Origin of the sequence: Thermoanaerobacter brockii subsp. finnii Ako-1 (assembly GCF_000175295.2) — a bacterium.
GTDB classification, from domain to species: Bacteria; Bacillota; Thermoanaerobacteria; order Thermoanaerobacterales; family Thermoanaerobacteraceae; genus Thermoanaerobacter; species Thermoanaerobacter pseudethanolicus.
In genome coordinates, this window is record NC_014964.1 from 1799248 (window position 1) to 1817224 (window position 17977).

General features: G+C 33.7%; 18 protein-coding genes. 3 read left to right on the forward strand and 15 right to left on the reverse strand.

What is annotated here, in order from left to right:
* Window positions 1-49 precede the first annotated feature (49 nt).
* From THEBR_RS08980 to THEBR_RS08990, 3 genes are all read right to left on the reverse strand, one after another.
* Entirely contained in the window at window positions 50-835 is a 786-nt protein-coding gene (locus tag THEBR_RS08980) for a basic amino acid ABC transporter substrate-binding protein (protein WP_003869297.1), read from the reverse strand.
* Window positions 836-1184: 349 nt separating this feature from the next.
* Entirely contained in the window at window positions 1185-2597 is a 1413-nt protein-coding gene (gene ltrA / locus THEBR_RS08985) for a group II intron reverse transcriptase/maturase (RefSeq protein WP_012269208.1), read from the reverse strand.
* A 489-nt stretch (window positions 2598-3086) separates the two neighbouring features.
* The gene (locus THEBR_RS08990; RefSeq protein WP_003869296.1) at window positions 3087-3284 is read right to left on the reverse strand and encodes a zinc-ribbon domain-containing protein; all 198 of its coding nucleotides are present in this window, start codon (window positions 3282-3284) and stop codon (window positions 3087-3089) included.
* 230 nt (window positions 3285-3514) lie between these two features.
* On the opposite strand from THEBR_RS08990, the gene THEBR_RS08995 reads away from it, so the two are divergent.
* A complete protein-coding gene (locus THEBR_RS08995; protein ID WP_012269589.1) occupies window positions 3515-5623 on the forward strand; it encodes a methyl-accepting chemotaxis protein in 2109 nt (702 codons plus the stop codon).
* A 309-nt stretch (window positions 5624-5932) separates the two neighbouring features.
* Here THEBR_RS08995 and flgN read toward each other — a convergent pair whose 3' ends face one another.
* The 5 genes from flgN to THEBR_RS09020 all read right to left on the reverse strand — a co-directional run bounded on the left by flgN (window position 5933) and on the right by THEBR_RS09020 (window position 9048).
* Window positions 5933-6421: a flagellar export chaperone FlgN gene (flgN, locus tag THEBR_RS09000; RefSeq protein ID WP_013570835.1), complete on the reverse strand. Its 489-nt coding sequence runs from the start codon at window positions 6419-6421 to the stop codon at window positions 5933-5935.
* Window positions 6408-6794: a flagellar export chaperone FliS gene (gene fliS, locus THEBR_RS09005; protein WP_012269591.1), complete on the reverse strand. Its 387-nt coding sequence runs from the start codon at window positions 6792-6794 to the stop codon at window positions 6408-6410. The genes flgN and fliS overlap by 14 nt, the downstream gene beginning before the upstream one ends.
* 14 nt (window positions 6795-6808) lie before the next feature.
* The gene (gene fliD / locus THEBR_RS09010) at window positions 6809-8368 is read right to left on the reverse strand and encodes a flagellar filament capping protein FliD (RefSeq protein ID WP_012269592.1); all 1560 of its coding nucleotides are present in this window, start codon (window positions 8366-8368) and stop codon (window positions 6809-6811) included.
* Between the two features lie 14 nt (window positions 8369-8382).
* Window positions 8383-8724, reverse strand: a complete 342-nt coding sequence (locus THEBR_RS09015; RefSeq protein WP_012269593.1) for a flagellar protein FlaG — start codon at window positions 8722-8724, stop codon at window positions 8383-8385.
* Window positions 8725-8862: 138 nt separating this feature from the next.
* Complete coding sequence (locus THEBR_RS09020) at window positions 8863-9048, reverse strand: Spo0E family sporulation regulatory protein-aspartic acid phosphatase (protein WP_012269594.1); 186 nt, start codon at window positions 9046-9048, stop codon at window positions 8863-8865.
* Between the two features lie 139 nt (window positions 9049-9187).
* Here THEBR_RS09020 and asnB point away from each other — a divergent pair, with 139 nt between their 5' ends.
* Window positions 9188-11029, forward strand: a complete 1842-nt coding sequence (gene asnB, locus THEBR_RS09025) for an asparagine synthase (glutamine-hydrolyzing) (protein WP_012269595.1) — start codon at window positions 9188-9190, stop codon at window positions 11027-11029.
* Between the two features lie 39 nt (window positions 11030-11068).
* On the opposite strand, the gene THEBR_RS09030 is transcribed toward asnB, so the two are convergent.
* The 3 genes from THEBR_RS09030 to THEBR_RS09040 are packed head-to-tail and all read right to left on the reverse strand — an operon-like array spanning window position 11069 to window position 13732.
* A complete protein-coding gene (locus THEBR_RS09030; RefSeq protein WP_003866878.1) occupies window positions 11069-11848 on the reverse strand; it encodes a TRM11 family SAM-dependent methyltransferase in 780 nt (259 codons plus the stop codon).
* Window positions 11836-12759, reverse strand: a complete 924-nt coding sequence (locus THEBR_RS09035) for a type II restriction endonuclease (RefSeq protein WP_003866879.1) — start codon at window positions 12757-12759, stop codon at window positions 11836-11838. The genes THEBR_RS09030 and THEBR_RS09035 overlap by 13 nt, the downstream gene beginning before the upstream one ends.
* Window positions 12760-12769: 10 nt before the next feature.
* Entirely contained in the window at window positions 12770-13732 is a 963-nt protein-coding gene (locus tag THEBR_RS09040; protein ID WP_003866880.1) for a DNA adenine methylase, read from the reverse strand.
* 175 nt (window positions 13733-13907) lie between these two features.
* Between THEBR_RS09040 and THEBR_RS09045 the strand changes: the two genes are divergently transcribed.
* The gene (locus THEBR_RS09045; protein WP_003866881.1) at window positions 13908-14921 is read left to right on the forward strand and encodes an LAGLIDADG DNA endonuclease; all 1014 of its coding nucleotides are present in this window, start codon (window positions 13908-13910) and stop codon (window positions 14919-14921) included.
* 400 nt (window positions 14922-15321) lie between these two features.
* Here THEBR_RS09045 and THEBR_RS09050 read toward each other — a convergent pair whose 3' ends face one another.
* From THEBR_RS09050 to THEBR_RS09065, 4 genes are all read right to left on the reverse strand, one after another.
* Complete coding sequence (locus THEBR_RS09050; RefSeq protein ID WP_012269596.1) at window positions 15322-16536, reverse strand: flagellin N-terminal helical domain-containing protein; 1215 nt, start codon at window positions 16534-16536, stop codon at window positions 15322-15324.
* Window positions 16537-16665: 129 nt separating this feature from the next.
* On the reverse strand, window positions 16666-16893 hold the full coding sequence (gene csrA / locus THEBR_RS09055) for a carbon storage regulator CsrA (RefSeq protein ID WP_004400863.1): 228 nt from the start codon (window positions 16891-16893) through the stop codon (window positions 16666-16668).
* Complete coding sequence (gene fliW / locus THEBR_RS09060) at window positions 16874-17326, reverse strand: flagellar assembly protein FliW (RefSeq protein ID WP_004400864.1); 453 nt, start codon at window positions 17324-17326, stop codon at window positions 16874-16876. Before fliW ends, csrA begins: the two co-directional genes overlap by 20 nt.
* A gap of 89 nt (window positions 17327-17415) precedes the next feature.
* Window positions 17416-17973, reverse strand: a complete 558-nt coding sequence (locus THEBR_RS09065; protein WP_012269597.1) for a DUF6470 family protein — start codon at window positions 17971-17973, stop codon at window positions 17416-17418.
* Between the last annotated feature and the right edge of the window lie 4 nt (window positions 17974-17977).

Genomic DNA, 17977 nt, shown 5'->3' on the forward strand with positions numbered 1-17977 from the left:
AGCAAAATTTTAGTGGAGAACTGTTTTTAAAATTCTCCACCAAATTTCATCATTGCTTAAACCATTTATCTATAAGTTTGTCATATTCGCCACTTGCTTTTAACTCTTTTATCACATCGTTTATTATATTCACTAATTCTTTATTTCCTTTAGCTACTGCAACAGCAGAACCATTTTCTACCGTGTTGATTTCTTTCATGTTAAGTATCTTCATGTCCTTGTATTCTTTGAGATATGCATTTGCTACAGTATTTTCCAATACTATCGCATCACATCTGCCATTCTTTAAATCCATAAAAGCGTCTCCAACACGATTTAGCTGCTTCAATTTTACATCCGGTATCTTTTTAGCAGCTTCTTCAGAGGTGGTGCCTATTTGCACTGCAACAGTTTTGCCTTTTAAGTCATCAAATTTGGAAATAGGACTGTCATTACGCACTACTACCACTTGTTTACTATCATAATAAAGGTCTGAAAAATCAACACTTTTAGCCCTCTCCGGTGTTGGAGTCATTCCAGCAATCGCCATATCTATGCGCCCAGCTTGAAGAGCTGGAATCAATCCTTTAAAGTCCATATCTTTTATCTCCAGCTTAACCCCTAATTTTTTCGCAATGGCATTTGCTATATCAACGTCAAAACCCACTATTGTATCTTTGTTTCCTTCTACTTTATGGAACTCATAAGGTGGAAAATCTGCACTTGTTCCCATTACGATAACGCCTTTTTCCTTAATTTTGTCCAAAGTATTAGCTGGTTTGTTGCCACAAGCGGATAAAATTAAACCCAAAATAATTGTCATTGTTAAGAAAACAAATAATGTTTTTTTATTCATTTTTCTTCTCCTCTCCTCTTAATAAAAATTTTGTAAATTCATAAAAAATGTCAATTATAAATAACTGCTACAAATAGATTTTCTGACCTTTTGCTTTCATAATTATAATATCATATGAATAAAATTTCAATATTTTTTTCTTTAAAGAGGACAGGAAATTTTTTTAGAAAGAAAAAAATATGTTGTGAAATAAAAATCTGTGGATAATGTGGATAAGTTTGTGAATAACTTTTAAATTCGCTTTTAACAATGTGGAAAAAGTTCTGAAGTATCGAGTAGGAGCTGAATAATTATTTTATTCAGCGTCCTCTCACACCACCGTACGTACCGTTCGGTATACGGCGGTTCATTAGGAATTGTGTACAATTAGATATCTTTGGGATAAACTCTTATAACCTATGCTTTCAAAGTATTTATTTGTAAGAGTCTTATTTAGGATTGGGCTATTGGATATTCTCCAGTAGCCTTTCCTTGTATTGGCGTATTCCCAGGCTTTTTGTTCTTCTACTCCTAGTTTTACTAAGTTATCATGCTTCGTTTTTATCTTCTTCCATTGTTTCCATATACATGCCCTTAGTCTTCGCCTTATCCATTCGTCAAGGGTTTTCATTATGCTTTTCGCGTCTGCTAATCCAAAATAGTTGACCCATCCTGTTGTTATTTGATTTAGTCTTTTTATTCTGTTTTCCATGCTTATTCCCTTGTTCCGATTGGTTATTTCTCTTACTTTTTCCTTAAACCTTTTGATGGATTTTTCATGGATTCTTATTCTTACTTCGTTTTCTTTTGTGTAGAATGAAAATCCAAGAAATTTTCTTCTCCATGGTCTATCTACAGCACTTTTTGCTTCGTTGACTTTTAGTTTTAATTTGCTTTCTATGAATTTCTTTATGCTCTTCATTACTCTGTTTCCTGCAGACCTGCTTTTTACATATATGTTGCAGTCATCTGCATATCGGCAGAATTTATGCCCTCGTTTCTCAAGTTCTTTGTCTAGTTCGTCCAACATTATGTTTGCTAATAGGGGACTTAATGGCCCTCCTTGGGGTGTCCCTTCTTCTGTTGATACTTTGACTCCGTTTATCATTACTCCTGATTCTAAGTATCTTCGTATTAACTTTAGTACCCTTTTGTCTCCTATCCGCTTTTCTAGTTTGGACATTATTATGTCGTGGTTTACTCTATCAAAGAACTTTTCTAAGTCCATATCTACAACCCATGTATATCCTTCATTTATATATGCTTCTGCGGCTTTTATTGCGTCTTTTGCACTGCGTCCTGGTCTAAATCCATAACTGCTATCAGAAAATGTATGGTTGTAGACTCTATTTAGTATTTGGGCTATTGCTTGTTGTATTAGCCTATCTAGTGCTGTAGGTATTCCTAGTAGTCTTACTCCTCCATCTGGTTTGGAAATTTCTACTCTTCGCACTGGTTGTGGTTTGTATTTCCCCTCCAGCAGTTGTTGTTTTATGGTTGCCCAGTTTTCTTTGAGATACGGTAGAAGTTCATCTACTTCCATCCCATCGACTCCATGGCTTCCTTTATTTGCAACAACGCGCTTGTATGCTGCTCTCATGTTTCCTCGTTCTACTATCATTTCAAGCATCTTGCTGGTATATCTTTGTACATCGTTTCTTCTATCTTTTGACGCCGATGATATACTATGCACTTCCGTTGTCTTTTGAAATTCCATTTCTCTATTCAACGGATAGCCTCTTTGTTGAGTTGTCTGCAGTCTCTGCATATCTTTCGAGTCCATAAGATTTCCAAAACCTCCTAACGTTCGGCCCTTCCTTATCTATTCATGACTAGATAAGTACTATGACCTCTGCTGACTTCTCAAGGTTCAACCATACATCACTGTATGGGTTGTCACTTCAGAGTTCACTTTAGTGACTTGTCCTTGAGACCTCCCCGGGTAAGAACGATAACTTTCATCTCATATATCTGCCAGATTTACTGTATGGGATTCGGGTAGTGTTGGACTTCGTTTTGTTACGCAAACTCATCCATCCCAATTCAGCCTCTTATCTGGTTCTTGTTCATCAGACCGAGATTTTGCCTTAAGCTTCCTTCAGATTCCACCTCACGATGGACACCCTTGCTCTTGGCTAGTGGTTCCCACTACCAAGCCCACAGCGGACTTTCACCGCCTAGCTATCGCCCATGCCGGGCGCACGTAAAAAAGACACCAAAATGGTGTCTTTTGTATAATCCTCTTTACTTTTCTTGCGAAAAAGTAAGGGGATTATCTGCTCATGCCAAAAGCTTTCTTGTCTCTTCTAGCATTGTACTGATGGTTTCTTCTTTTTTTCGCTTCTCTGCACGCTTTACATCTTACAGGCTCATTTTGAAAGCCTTTCTCCGCATAAAACTGTTGTTCTCCTGCTGTCCACACAAACTCTTTTCCACAATCTTTGCACACTAACACTTTGTCTTGATACATAACTAATAATCCCCTCACTTTGAATTTTTGGTTCAATATAATCTTTCGATTATATTATACGTGTATTATATCACCTTAAACCTTAAATAGCAATAAAATTTTAATAAAATTTTTACGATCTCAAAATACAAATTCCGACATTTTATTGTAAAATCCATCTAACAGTGGTATAATATATTTATACAACCGCTTGCATAACTTAATTCACCCATTTTGGAGGTGTTTGACTAATGAAAAGGCAAAAAGGAATTCAAAAGAAAGAGTTAAAACTAAGGTTCCCTAAAATTTCGTTTTTTAAAATTCCTAAGGCAAACGTTAGACTAAATCTTTCAAACAGTGGCAGCGGCATATTTGCTAAATTAATGACCTTCATAGCCTTTATAATAATCGTACCTCTCGCTTTCACTGGTTATATGTCTACAAGCAAGTCAATAAAAATTTTACAAGATACTATTAACATCTCTAATGCTGATACATTAGGACTAATAAATAATTATGTAGACCTTTTCAAAAATGATATTGAAACTCAACTTATTATTCTCTCTGCCAATCCTCAAATTCTAAATTTTGGACAAGGTGATTTTGAAACTGATAAAAAGAATTTACAAGATTTATTTACAACCATTTTAAAAGCAAAAAGTACTAAAATATCTCTTATTTATTTTGCAACACCAGATAAAAAAATAATTCAATCTCCTGACCTTCCCCTCGACCCAAACTATGACCCTACCAGCCAGGAATGGTATAAAAAAGCTATTGAAAATCCGGATGCAATAATATGGACTGGCCCTTACAGCAATGATGGGACAAATGGAGGAGTAGTTACTGTTTCAAAAGCCGTTAGAAGTTCTTTAACTTCAGCTGCTTCTGATGTCGTAGGAGTTTTGGCTTTTGACATAAATTTAGATTCTCTTTCTAACATGATTTCTTCTATAAAAGTAGGGAAAACAGGAAATGTGTATTTAATTTCTAATGAAGGCATTATAATCGCTGATAAAGATAAGAAAAATTTATTTTCCTACATAACAAAATACGATTACGGCAAAAAGATTCTCTCTATGCAAGAAGGAAGTTTTGAGTACAATGACAATGGAACAAATAAATTTGCATCTGTAAAAACTTTAAATAATTTTGGTTGGAAAGCTGCAATAACCATGGATTCTTCAGAACTTGCTGAAAAAACTTCTCAAATAAAAGACAACACAATAATTTTTAGTTTAATAAGTCTTTTAATAGGAATATTAGTAGCGTATTTCTTCTCAAAAAATATTACTTCAAAAATAGGAAAAGTCATGACAGTAATGAGCAAAGCTGCAAATGGGGATATGACACAAGAAGTAGAAGTGAAATCAAACGACGAAATAGGCAAGCTGGCTTTAAGCTTTAACCTTATGATAGATGGTATAAAAAGCCTCGTAGCCGACGTATTATCTGCCGCAAATTCTGTATACGAATATTCTAAAAAAGTATCCTTTGCATCAAATAAAGCTGAGCAAATCACAAATGAAGTAGTTGCAGCTATGGAAGAAATAGCAAAAGGCGCGCAGGAGCAAGCAAAAGAAGCTGAAAAAGCTGCAACTATTACCAATTTGTTAAGTCAAAATTTAGATGTGACAATGAAAAATTCAATGAATATAAATGAAGAAACTGATTCTGTAACAAAAGCAGCAAATACTGGATTAGAAAATATAAAAGAATTAAGCGAAAAGACTAAAGTCACAGAACTAATGCACAGCAAAGTGAAAGAATCTACTTCCTATTTAAAGAAAAAATCTCATGAAATAGGAAAAATTGTAGAAACAATAACCGCAATAGCTGACCAAACCAATCTTTTATCATTAAATGCTGCAATTGAAGCAGCCCGTGCAGGAGAAGCCGGTCGCGGTTTTGCTGTAGTAGCCGAGGAAGTGAGAAAATTGGCAAATCAGTCTTCTGAAGCCGCTAAAAATATTGAAACTATTATAAAAGAAATACAGCAAAACATTGATGATACCCATAAAGTAGTAGAACAAGCAAGTGCTTCTATAGAAAAACAAAATGAATCTTTAGCAAAAACAGTTCATACTTTCTACGGCATTCAGCAAGCAGTAAATCGAATCGTAGAGGAGCTTAATAAACTCAATGACTCAATGGTGAAAATTTCTCAAAGCAGAAGTGAAATGTTAGATTCCATACAAAATATCGCCGCAGTAACAGAAGAAGCTGCTGCCTCTACCCAAGAAATATCTTCTGCAACAGAGGAACAAAAAACTGCAATAGAAGAAATATCAAAATCCGCACAAGATTTGAGCAATATTGCCAATACCTTGATGAGTACAATAAATAAATTTAAAGTTTAAAGAAGCGGCGATTTGCCGCTTCTCAGACTGTAGACAAACTTTCGTAAAGGAGATATTTTGCATAAGGAACGACTTGTGACAAAGCGGCAACAAAACTTAGCAAGGCCGAGGGTGGAGGCAGGGCCGAAGCCATGGATGGCGGAGGCGGGCACTAAGACAAGGATGTCGAATGTGCCCGGTACCCTGCCGGAACCCGAAGGTCGAGTTTAGTTTTGTCGCTTTGGAACATCGGAGTGACGTTGCAAAATATCTCCTTTGAATATTTTTGACTTTGTCAACAAATTGAGAAGCGGTAATTTGCCGCTTCTTTTAGCGTTTTTTATCTAAAAAATAACTGTCAGGTGTATAGTATTTAAGATATTCTATATACCCTTCTTTATTCTTCGACAATTCTTCTAATTTGTTTTCTATTTTTTCGGAAATAGCAGTTATATTTTGAAGATTTTTATCGTCTTTCTCTTTTATTTTTTCCAAAAGGGCTTTTGTTTCTATAAAGAGTGCTTTCAATTTACTTATTTCTTCCGTAACTTTCCCTTCCAAAGCAAAAATACTTTCCACTTTATTTTGCTTTTTAAAAACATTATATAAAGGTATAAAATCGGCATCTAATTTGTCAATTTCTTCTATAATTTTTTGCTTTGTAGTAAGTAAATTTTTCAATTCTTCTAAATTGTTGGAAGTTATAGATACACCTATTTTTTCAGTAACCTCATAAAGTTCTTTCAATCTTTGAATTTTATCCTGTACAATTTGAGTAAGTTTTTCTACATTATTATGCATCTCATCAACCCTTCGCATAGACTTTCTCTCTAACTTTATTAAGGGCTACACTCCAAGTATTTCTCAATTCTATAGCAAATCCTTTTACTTCTTCTAAAATTGTCACGTCTTTTTTTACGTTAGCATCAATTAATCTTCTTAGCATATAGTCATATAAACTGTACAAGTTTTTAGAAATATCATAATTCATATCCAAAGTAAGCATAAGCTCTGTAATAATGTCTTGTGCCCTTTGTATACTATTATTTGCTGCCATATAATCTTTTTTTTCTATCGCCCCTTTTGCTTCTTCTATAAACCTTATTATGCCATTGTAAAGCATCAGTACCAGCTCTTCAGGACTGGCTGTCAAAATCGCGTTTTCTTTGTACTGCTGATACGGATTTACCATCACCGCACCCCCTTTTATTTCATCATAACCCCAATTTGTTGGCTCAACCACGCACTTTGAGAATTCATTTGTCCTACATACATTTCTAGCTGCGTAAATTGCGCGTAATACCTCTTTTCAAGGTCGTTTAAATATCTTTGCATTTGAGCAATCCTATCATCTATTTCTCTTATCCTGTTTCCTATAAAGCTTGTATCGTAAAGCTGAGCGGTACTCCCTGCTTTTCTTGTTATGGCATCTATGCCTTGTTTTAAAGTATCATATAAATTTTGTGCAATGCCTGAAGTTTTCAAAGTAGTATTTCCATTAGAATCTGTCTCATAAACACCAGCAAATATCTTCATTACTTTGTCCAGATCATTTGCAATAGCATCTTTTAACTTCGTTTCGTCGATATAAAGTTTTCCACCTTCATACCATTGTCCTGTAGTAATGCCAATTGAACTTAAAGAACCTACACCGGATACTGTCGATGAAACAACATTTCTCATGGAGTAATATACTCGCATTAAAGTTTCGTCATTGTTTAAATTCCCTGACCTTGCCTTTTCTTCCCATAGTTTTATATCACTGTCTTTCATAGCTTGTTTTTGTTCAGAAGTCAAAGGTGGATAATCGTAATACCTTTTTTCTGTAAGCTTTGCATTAATCTTTGTAATTATATCATTGTAACTGTCAACAAAGCTTTTTATTGTGTTATATATTTTGTCAACATCTGTTAAAACAGTAAGGGTTGTTGTGCTATTACTTGTTCCTGTAAGGGTAATATTTATTCCTGCTACTGTGACATTGTTAGTTGAACTTGTCATTTGAACACCGTTAAAAGTAAATAGTGCATCTTGGCCTGTTATACCTCCAGTGTCCAAAACTTTTGAATCTAACTTTAACGTAGTTGTTAAAAAATTTTGAGCAGTTGGATCTGTAGTACCACTGAAATCAATCTTTGAATTTGTTCCAGTAAAATTTGATACCAAAAATAGCCTATCTAAGCCTGGGTCATATGTAGCACTTACACCTGTCTCATTAGTTTTGGCATTTATTGCAGCAACTACGTCTTTTATTGTCGCACCATTTTTTATTATTATTTCTTTGTCATTTCCATCTAATCCTTTTAAATAAAGAGTTATATCGCTTCCCGTATTATTAAGTGCATTATACGTATATGTTCCATCAGAATTTTTAGTTGCAGCACCAATTTTATCTGTACTTGCAGTTGTAGCGGCTTGAGCCAATTGCGATACTGATATGGTATACGATCCATTCACCGCATTTGCCCCTGCTGTAGCGGTAGCAACTGAAGGATTTGACGATGTAACAGTTTTTGCCATAAAAGTTCCCTGCAATTTGAGCTTAAAAACATTGTCATTTCGGAGTGACATAAGCTGACTGTTTATATCCCTTAAATCCTCTTGTTGCCATTGATACCATTGCTTTTGTTGTTCTAATCTATCAAGAGGAATACTGGCAGCTCTTATTAACTGTTGTACAATAGAATCAGTATCGAGTCCTGTCGCAAGACCACTTATTCTTAATAAATTGCTCATATTGTAGCTATTCATACTTATTGGATCCATCTTAATACCCCCAACTATATTTTTCTATCCACAAAAAGTCCAGCTATTTTCCATAATCCTGCCACAAGGTCAAGTATTTTTTCAGGAGGAATCTCGTCAATAACTTCATTCGTATCGCTATCAACAATTTTGACCATTATTGTATTTGTAGGCTTGTGTACAGAAAATTCAAAATATGTATGATCGTTAATGCTTATTTTTCTATTTTCTTTATTAAGTGCACTGTTAAGTTTGTCATCATCCACAGGTTTACTAAGTATATCTTTTACTGCTTTTATTTCCTCTAATAGCCCACTATCCTTTCTAAACTGCGAATTCACATGTCCTGTTCTCGCAGTATTAATCCCCTCCAACATTACCGTTACTACCTCCTAAAATAAAATTTATCATTTGTAACACCTTCTCCTCTTTGCTAATATAAATATCGACATATATTTTAAAAAGTTTAAATTTTTTTATGTAAACGCAAAAAGAAAAACAAGTAAAACAGCACTTTATTTTACCTGTTTTACTTGTTTTTCTTTTTGCATATACATCACAATTAATTCGTCTAATTCACGGCTTAACTCCAAAGATTTAGGAAGTTCTAAATTAGATTCATTTAATTTCTTTTTTAGAAACTTTATCCTTTCAGCAATATCATTTTCTTCATAATAATGCTCTTTTATCACTTTCTCCATATAAGCCGCATCCTCCTAAAACATTTATGTTTTTATTATATCATGTAGAAATTAAAAGTTCATTAGAAAATTATAACATGTATCAATGGCAAAAAAAGAGAATATATTTACTTATAGATTTAAATTTAGGAGGATTTTTATGTGTGGAATAACAGGATGGGTTAACTTCGATATGGACTTGTCACTTCAAAATGAAGTAATCGAAAAAATGACAAATACCCTTAAAGAAAGAGGACCTGACGGCTCTGGAATATGGTTGTCAAAACATTGTGCTTTAGGCCATCGTCGATTAATTGTAATAGATCCACAAGGCGGAAGTCAACCAATGATAAAAAAATACGGTGAAAAAAATTTTGTCATTATCCATAATGGAGAACTCTACAATATGGATGAATTAAAAAACGAACTCATATCCTTGGGATATATTTTTAAAACCCGTTCAGATACTGAAATTATCTTGACATCTTATATAGAATGGGGTCCTTTATGTGTTAAAAAATTTAATGGAATATTTGCTTTTGCAATATGGGATGAAGTGCAAAACAGGCTTTTTATTGCCAGGGACCATCTCGGAATAAAGCCATTATTTTATACCATTAAAAATGGGTCTTTGATATTTGGCTCAGAAATCAAAGCAATATTAGCGCATCCTCATGTAAAACCAGAGATAGACTCTCAAGGTCTTGCAGAAATATTTGTAATGGGACCTTCAAGAACTCCCGGATGCGGTGTCTTTAAAGACATTAAAGAATTAAAAGCCGGGCATTATCTCATATTTACCAAAAATGGAGTAAACATAAACAAATACTGGTCATTACAAAGTATTCCCCATGAAGATAGCCTTGAGAAAACGGCGGAAAAAATAAGGTATCTCCTTAAAGACTCATCAGTAAGACAACTTGTTTCAGACGTACCTTTATGTTCATTGCTATCAGGTGGACTTGATTCAACTGCTGTATCTGCCTTTGCAAATGAAGAATTAAAACAAAAAGGTCAAAAACTTATAACATATTCTGTAGATTATGTGGGTAATGATAAATATTTTACGCCAAACAAGTTTCAGCCAAACTCTGATGCAGATTGGGTAAAATTTGTCGCAAAGAAACTTGACACAAACCATAACTATGTATTTATAGATAATGAAGAACTTGCATATGCTCTAAAACCAGCCTTGTACGCTCGAGACCTGCCTGGTATGGCAGATATAGATTCATCTTTATATCTATTTTTAAAAGAAGTAAAAAAAGGAGCCACAGTCGCTCTATCAGGAGAAGGTGCTGATGAAGTTTTTGGAGGTTATCCCTGGTTTAGAAACAAAGAAGCAATTGAGGCTAATACCTTCCCATGGATAAGAATGATCAATGAACGCATGAAATTACTTTTGCCAGAAGTTGTAAAATACATAAGACCTATAGAGTATTTAAATGATAGATATAACGAGGCTTTAAATGAAGTGCCAAAGCTCACTGGAGAAGACCCCAAAAATACCAGAATGAGGGAAATGTTTTACCTTAACCTAACAAGATTTATGCCCATGCTTCTTGACAGAATGGATAGAATGAGTATGGCAGTAGGTTTTGAAGCAAGAGTACCTTATTTAGACTACAGGCTTGTAGAATATGTATGGAATATACCGTGGGAAATGAAAAATTTAAATAACAGAGAAAAGGGAATATTGCGATATGCTCTAAAAGGTTACATCCCAAATGAAGTAATTGAAAGAAAAAAGAGTCCCTACCCTAAAACACACAATCCAGTATTTAAAAACATCGTTAAAAAATGGCTAAAACAAATAGTTGATGACAGTACATCGCCTTTATTACAACTTGTAGATAAAAAAGCAATCGCAGAACTTATAGAAACAGATGCAAAAGCCTATGACCCTGCCTGGTTTTCACAGCTTATGGGCTCTCCACAGCTTTTCGCCTACCTCGTGCAAATAAATATGTGGCTAAAAGATTATAAAATTTCCATAGTGTAATAAATAAAAATACGCTAAATGGCGGGAAATCCCCGCCATTTAGTATAAGCCCGTGCTATATTTTATTTTATTTAAATTTTCATCTTTTTTAGGCTTTCTAAATATAAATAAATGTTCATGCATAATCATATAAAAGTTATATTTCTCTACCTGTCTTTCCCAATAAGGTGTAGACTTACAATTATGTTGAACTTTTATAATGTCCTCCTTTAATACAAAACCATTCTTAAGGAAAAGTCTCATTACATAATATGAAAGAGGTATGTAATGCCCGCTTTTTCTTGTATCTCCTATTAAAATAGCACAATATCTGTCTTCTTTCAAAACTCTATAAAGTTCGATAACTCCTTTTTCCAACTCATCGCAAAATTTTTTAACATCAGATATATTTGATAAATCCCCTTCTATTCTCCCATTTGAATACTTTATAATATTTAAATACGGCGGATGCGTTATTATTAAATCAATGCTGATGTCACTAATCTCTTTTAAATTTCTCACATCCCCTACCCTTACAACCTGCTCATACTTATAATCTCCATCAAAGTCTAAATTTCTTTTAGTCAGCTCTACACTATCTGGATTGATATCAAAACCTATACCTCGCCTATTTAATATTTTAGTTTCTATTAGCGTTGTACCACTCCCAACCATAGGGTCGAGTACAAAATCTCCTTCCTGGGAATATCTTAATATAACATTCCTTGGAATTTGAGGTGCAAAATTGCCTCTGTAATTTCCCTTATGCGTTTTCCATTTTCCCCTTTCAGGAAACGACCATACAGTAGTTATTTCTTTTTTAAAATCTATATCCTGCATAATATTTCCTCCAATAAACCAATACGCACAAAATGAAGATTTAACAAATAATCTATTTTCTCAAATCCTTTATGAATTTGATTTTTCTGTCCTCTCCATCCCTCTCCGTCTGTAATCCAAATAAATTCAAATCCATTATTTTTAAGTTCATTCTGTCTTTCTATGTAGGAATCCACTATTTCTTGAGGTTTTGAACCAGTTCCTGAATAAAAATTCACTTCGATATTGATAACTTTTTTGTTGTCTTTGATTAAAATAAAATCAGCTTTTCTGTTTTTAATTGAAGAGTTAACCTCTATACCATAATTAGTTTCCAAATATCCGAAATTTTTCTGAAATAAAACTCTTTCAAATCCTTTTTCCTTTGTTGCTATATCTTCAATAATTGGCTTTAATAATAATTCCATCGCATCTCCACTTCTATTTTTCCTCGCATGGGTATCCATGCCTACTTCCACACCTATTACATAATCTTGTACGCTCTTCGTACCCATTTCCAGAAAAAATCTCTTTAAGCCTGTCTTATCAAAAAATTCTATAATATTATCAATATCTTCTGATGTAAGAGTTCTAGTGTTAAAGTCATAATTCACAATATCCAAGTTTTTATCTGTAAAATCGCGAATTACTTTAAAATTAAGGTCTCGTATTGCTAATAAAATCGGTATAACAGGAAGCACTCGAGGATAATTTAATAAAATTTTTCTTAAGTCATTATCAAACCGATTACTTCCTATTAAACTATTTAATATATTAAATTCTATTTTATGTTCTTCAACGTGTTTTCTTACTTTGTCCCAATCAACAAAAAAGTCATAACTCCTATTTGTGTCCACAAGTGTATCATGAAATTTTTCTATTACACTTTCCTCATTTTCTACATTTAAGAATTCAATATATAATTCCTTCATTTTAAGCCCCCTATTCATAATTCCTTATTATCAATTCACTTATATCTCCTCGTTTATCCCCATTACTGTTAATATATCTTTTTGCTTTTACCCTTTCAATAATAAACCCTGCATACAATTCATCAAAAAAATTGTCATCTACATCTTCATTCTTGGGGTCCGAATTGCTAAGTATAAGATATGCGCCTTTTTTATCCATTTCTTTAAAAAACTGAGCTAACCGCCTCTGGTCATCATCATCAAACCCGTTCTCATTATAACTTGTAAAATTCGAAGTATTGTTTAAAGGGCGATAAGGAGGATCGAGATAAACCAAAGTGTTTTTATGTATATACTTTTTGCTTTCTTCAAAATCTGCACAAATGACCTCTGTATTCTCTAACGCTTTACTTACTTCGATTAAATTGTCAGCATCACAAATAGTAGGGTTTTTATATTTCCCAAATGGTACATTGAATTCACCTTTTTTATTTAAACGATATAATCCATTAAAACATGTCTTGTTTAAAAAAATTAAGTCCGCTGCTCTTTTTACCCAGTCCAAATTGTAATTTACATAATCAAAATTATCCTTTTGTCTATTATACTCATCTCTAATGTTATAGTAAAAATCTTTCCTTTGTTCCTCTGATAATTTTAGATATTTCTCTTCCATGCTACTTAACTCATCAATTAATTCATTCACATTATTTTGAATTACTTTATAGCCTATTATTAGTTCTTTATTTATATCGATTAAAAACGATTCCTTAAATTTGAAATTTCTTTTTAAAAAGAAGAAAAATGCACCACCACCAACAAAAGGCTCAACATATCTCTCTATTTCACCACTTTGAATTAAAGAAGATGGCAACCTCTTATATAACTCATCTAATAACTGTGTTTTTCCGCCTGCCCATTTTAAAAAAGGCTTAGCATTATTTAAAATGCTTGATGATTTGTCTGAAATCTCTATCAAATTCAATGTTTGCACTTCACCATCACTTCCCTTTAAGCTTGTCTCTTAAAATAATTATATCATCAATTTTTAAAGTGAAAAAGTTTTGTTCGCAATTTCTCCTAATGTTAATGATAAATTTGGTTTTTACCGCTATAGCTACATTTATGTTATAATAAAGTTAAAAATAATCTGAAGGGCTGATGATTTTATGAACAAATTAGAATATTTGCAAAAATTTTATCCTAATACGGACAATAAAATTCTAGCAGAGCATCTCGGTATATCTGAGCAATCAGTCAGGAGATTGGCATCAAAATATAATATCAGAAAAAGTAAAGAGTATATGAAAAAACAGCATGAATTACTTTTAAAAGCAAAAGAAACTAAATATCTCTCGAGTATTCCAGATTTACATCCAACCAATTATCAATTAAATATAATTGTCGGTAGTATTTTAGGTGATGGAAATTTGTCATATGCACCAAGAGGCAGAAATGCTTATTATAGAGAACACTTTTGTCAAGAACAATATGAATATAGATTATGGAAATGTACACAACTAAAAGATTTAGGATTCAAAATTAATAAAAATAACACTTTAAAATCAATATCACATCCAATATTCTCTGCTTTGTATGAAAAATTTTATATTAATAAAAAGAAAACAATCACTTATGACAACATCAAATTGCTCAATGAACCAGTAGGGCTTGCATGTTTATATATGGATGATGGTACTTTGGTTATTTCAAAAAATAATAAACCTAATATAACTGTTAACCCTATTATAACATTATATACACTGAATTTTAGTGAAGAAGAAAATATTATATTGCAAGAACACATTTATAAAAGTTTTAATATTAGATTTAATTTAAAACGACATCCAGATGGAAAAAAATATATTTTAACACTTGGGAAAAGAGAAGAAATTTTTAATTTTATAGATGTTGTGAAACCCTACGTCTCTCAAATAAGCAAAATGGATTATAAATGGAATATTGATAAAAGAATCCGTAAAGAAAGCAAAAATGTCAAAAGAATAAATTTAAGTAATTTTTATAGCCGGAAATTTCTTTCGTATACAAATGATGAGATAGACAAAATTATTGACTTTAAAAGAAGAGGCTTCTCAGATAAAGAAATTGCTAATAAGTTAAATAGAACGTATTGGGGTATAGTATGGAAAATAAGAGACTTAAAAGCCAAAAATATGATTTGAGGGAGGCAAAGCCTCCCTTTAGTGTTATCTGAGTAATTGCAATACTGTTTGTGGTAACTGATTTGCCTGAGCTCTTCCAGGCCGGTTCCTTTCGGATACCGAATAGATCATATCTTCATCCTATCAATTCTCTGATAGGAGCCGGGCGCTTCGGGATTTCTCCCTACGGACTTCAGCACCATAGGCTTTATGCCCTTAGGTGGTATGTCCTGATCGTTGAACCTTCTCCAACCTTTCGGTCCAGGAGCTTGGCTGCTGGTTGGCCAATCCCTTTATTTTTCAAACCATCGCACTTGCCGTTTCCGGCTATGCTGTGGTATAAAGGGCTCTAAGGCTTTTCCAGCAATTCACCCGGTGATACTCCTGAGAATTGCTTCTCAGGACGCCTGTGAGAAATGGTTCATGCAGCCATTCTCTCAAGCATTGCGGTCGCTGCTTGGTTGAGGATATTGTTCTTTGTGAATTCCATCATTTCTTTTGCCATGTCTACATCTCTAATGCGAGATTCAGCTGCTGTGAGGTTTTCTGCTGCTGTGCCAAGGTTGTTGATTGTGTGTTCAAGTCTATTCTGATATGCACCAAGTTTAGAGCGTTCTGTAGATACCGTATCAATAGCTGATTGAAGTTTAGTAATAGCTGCATTCGCTGCGCTCTGTGTTGTAACATCAATTCCACCGATGGTAAAAGTTGTATTAGCAGTTACTGCAGCTCCCAGCGTAAATAAAGTTTTACCTTGCAGGTCTACAAACGTTTTGTCATCTGCACTCTTACCAATTATTTCACCAGAAGCGTTTTTAAGCACTTTATTTGTGAAATCATACGTGTAAGTACCTGCATCTAAACCTTCATTGGTAACTGTAGCTACACCCGTTGCATTCGTACCATTAATTGTAATTTGCCCAGAGATAACCGGATCATTAAAGCTAATCGCGTCATTTGCTGCGTTTGTATAACTCTTACCATCCGTACTGGTCGCAACAATATTGCCTGCTTGGTCTTTTAAAAGATACTTGGTTCCATCATAGGATACAGTATAGGTACCATCACTAATTAATGAACCACTTGCTGCTGGGGTAAAAGTACCTGTGATGCTGTAAGTAACACCTCCGACTACCTGTAAAGCATAACCTCGCATATCATTTATTGTAAGTGACAAATTTTGATTTTCATTAGCACCAATTTGGAAAATACCTTTGAAACTACCATCTAAAAGTTTTTGTGTGTTAAATTCAGTAGTTCGCCCTATACGGCCCAGTTCCTGTGCTAATTGATCTATTTCTTTTTGAATTTGTGCCCTATCTGATGCTGTGTTAGTGTCATTTGCGGCTTGAACAGCTAATTCCCTCATTCTCTGAAGTATTGCCTGAGTTTCATTCAATGCACCTTCTGCTGTCTGAATGAGAGATATGCCATCTTGAGCATTTCTTTGAGCTTGGTTAAGTCCAGCTATTTGTGCTCTCATTTTTTCTGAAATTGCAAGGCCTGCCGCGTCATCTCCTGCTCTGTTGATTCTATAGCCTGATGAGAGTTTTTCTAAAGATTTTTGTGTGTTTGCAGTGTTAATTGAAAGTGCTCTCCATGCGTTTAACGCACTTAAGTTGTGATTGATAATCATGTTATCCTTCCTCCTTGAATTTTTTATTTGGCATCCTTGCCATGGTTTTAAAAGGTTTTAAGACTCACAGTTGGCCAACTGTTTCATCTTTTGTTTTCACTATATATATCGAGATATTTTTGATTTACTTTAGCGTTTTTTAATAAAATTTTCTATTTTACTCAAAGCTTCTTTGTTTACAGATGCAGCTTTTAAATTCTCGTCTTTGATTTCTACAAGCTCTTTTCTTAAAACAGATATGTTTTTTGGCGCAGTAATTCCCAATTTTATTTGGCCATCAACAATTTCTAATATTTTAATTTCTATGCCTTCCCCTATAATTATGGCCTGACCTACTTTACGCGTTAGAATAAGCATTTTTAAGTTCCTCCAATATTGGATGCTTTATTAAGTATTCATCATTGTCAAGAATAGCTTGTTTGCCTTTGTTATTTTTAGCATTTATAATTATAGGGGCTTTTAGGTTTGCTGTCATTTTTTCTATTTCATCGGGGATTACTACAATTACATATATAAGAAGGTGGTTTATATCCTCTATTTGAAGAGCTTGTATTAATTCTTCATCAATTTCAAAGGTATAATTAGGTTTAAAAACTCTAGGGTCAATAACTACAAACGCTATATCTGTATTATCAATTGCTTGAAGCCATTTAAAAGGCATGTCTTCTCTATTGTCAGTGATTATTAAAAAATTGTGTAAGTCTTCAAAACCTGGTATTCCTTCTTCAAAGTAAATGACGTCATCAGGATTGTATTCTATGATGCCAAAGTTTTTTGTATTTATCTGCATATTGGTTCCTCGCTTTCATATTGGAGTCTTTATAGAGTCTTTCTTTAGGGTATAGTATCCTCCGGCTTAGGATGACGTATGATATAAGATCATATCCTTCTATCAAGATTATTTCCTACATATTGTATCTTTATTGATGGATATTGCCTCATATATATATTTACATGTGCCGGTATCACAGATATTTGAGGCTTATGAGGTATTGCTTTTATTTCTACACCGCCTAACTCCCAACTTATTTTTAAATATCCTTCAAACCATATTTTGGGTCGTGACTTTGGCATGAGGTCAATTGTAAATGTAACCTCATGCTCCATCGCTTTTTTAGCTAACTCTGCAATAGCATTTTGATGGTTTTCTATAGAGGCAAGAAAACGCCCCTCTTCAGCAATTTTACCTATTGCTTCAAGAGCTATTTGTTTGCTCATCTGGGCTTCATCATGGACAAGGTCAAAAATACTTTTAAGCCCTGATTCATAAAAACACTGATACTGATCTATATGTACCTGAGGAAGTTTTTGGTCTATTTCCATTTTTGCAGGTATTTGTTTTATTTCAAGGTCTGCTTTTGGGCTTTGTATAGAAATTTGGGCAGGAGTAGTGTCTATACCTATCCTGCCAAAAGTTTGATTTATTACTATATTCATATTA

Excerpts from the sequence above, each read along its gene's own strand:
- asnB (WP_012269595.1), top strand. The coding sequence starts at position 9,188 with ATGTGTGGAATAACAGGATGGGTTAACTTCGATATGGACTTGTCACTT.
- THEBR_RS09050 (WP_012269596.1), bottom strand. The coding sequence starts at position 16,536 with ATGATTATCAATCACAACTTAAGTGCGTTAAACGCATGGAGAGCACTT.
- fliS (WP_012269591.1), bottom strand. The coding sequence starts at position 6,794 with ATGGTAAATCCGTATCAGCAGTACAAAGAAAACGCGATTTTGACAGCC.
- THEBR_RS09020 (WP_012269594.1), bottom strand. The coding sequence starts at position 9,048 with ATGGAGAAAGTGATAAAAGAGCATTATTATGAAGAAAATGATATTGCT.
- ltrA (WP_012269208.1), bottom strand. The coding sequence starts at position 2,597 with ATGGACTCGAAAGATATGCAGAGACTGCAGACAACTCAACAAAGAGGC.
- THEBR_RS09065 (WP_012269597.1), bottom strand. The coding sequence starts at position 17,973 with ATGAATATAGTAATAAATCAAACTTTTGGCAGGATAGGTATAGACACT.
- THEBR_RS09030 (WP_003866878.1), bottom strand. The coding sequence starts at position 11,848 with ATGCAGGATATAGATTTTAAAAAAGAAATAACTACTGTATGGTCGTTT.
- THEBR_RS08990 (WP_003869296.1), bottom strand. The coding sequence starts at position 3,284 with ATGTATCAAGACAAAGTGTTAGTGTGCAAAGATTGTGGAAAAGAGTTT.
- flgN (WP_013570835.1), bottom strand. The coding sequence starts at position 6,421 with ATGCGAAGGGTTGATGAGATGCATAATAATGTAGAAAAACTTACTCAA.
- fliW (WP_004400864.1), bottom strand. The coding sequence starts at position 17,326 with ATGCAGATAAATACAAAAAACTTTGGCATCATAGAATACAATCCTGAT.
- THEBR_RS09035 (WP_003866879.1), bottom strand. The coding sequence starts at position 12,759 with ATGAAGGAATTATATATTGAATTCTTAAATGTAGAAAATGAGGAAAGT.
- csrA (WP_004400863.1), bottom strand. The coding sequence starts at position 16,893 with ATGCTTATTCTAACGCGTAAAGTAGGTCAGGCCATAATTATAGGGGAA.
- fliD (WP_012269592.1), bottom strand. The coding sequence starts at position 8,368 with ATGGATCCAATAAGTATGAATAGCTACAATATGAGCAATTTATTAAGA.
- THEBR_RS09045 (WP_003866881.1), top strand. The coding sequence starts at position 13,908 with ATGAACAAATTAGAATATTTGCAAAAATTTTATCCTAATACGGACAAT.
- THEBR_RS09015 (WP_012269593.1), bottom strand. The coding sequence starts at position 8,724 with ATGTTGGAGGGGATTAATACTGCGAGAACAGGACATGTGAATTCGCAG.
- THEBR_RS08980 (WP_003869297.1), bottom strand. The coding sequence starts at position 835 with ATGAATAAAAAAACATTATTTGTTTTCTTAACAATGACAATTATTTTG.
- THEBR_RS08995 (WP_012269589.1), top strand. The coding sequence starts at position 3,515 with ATGAAAAGGCAAAAAGGAATTCAAAAGAAAGAGTTAAAACTAAGGTTC.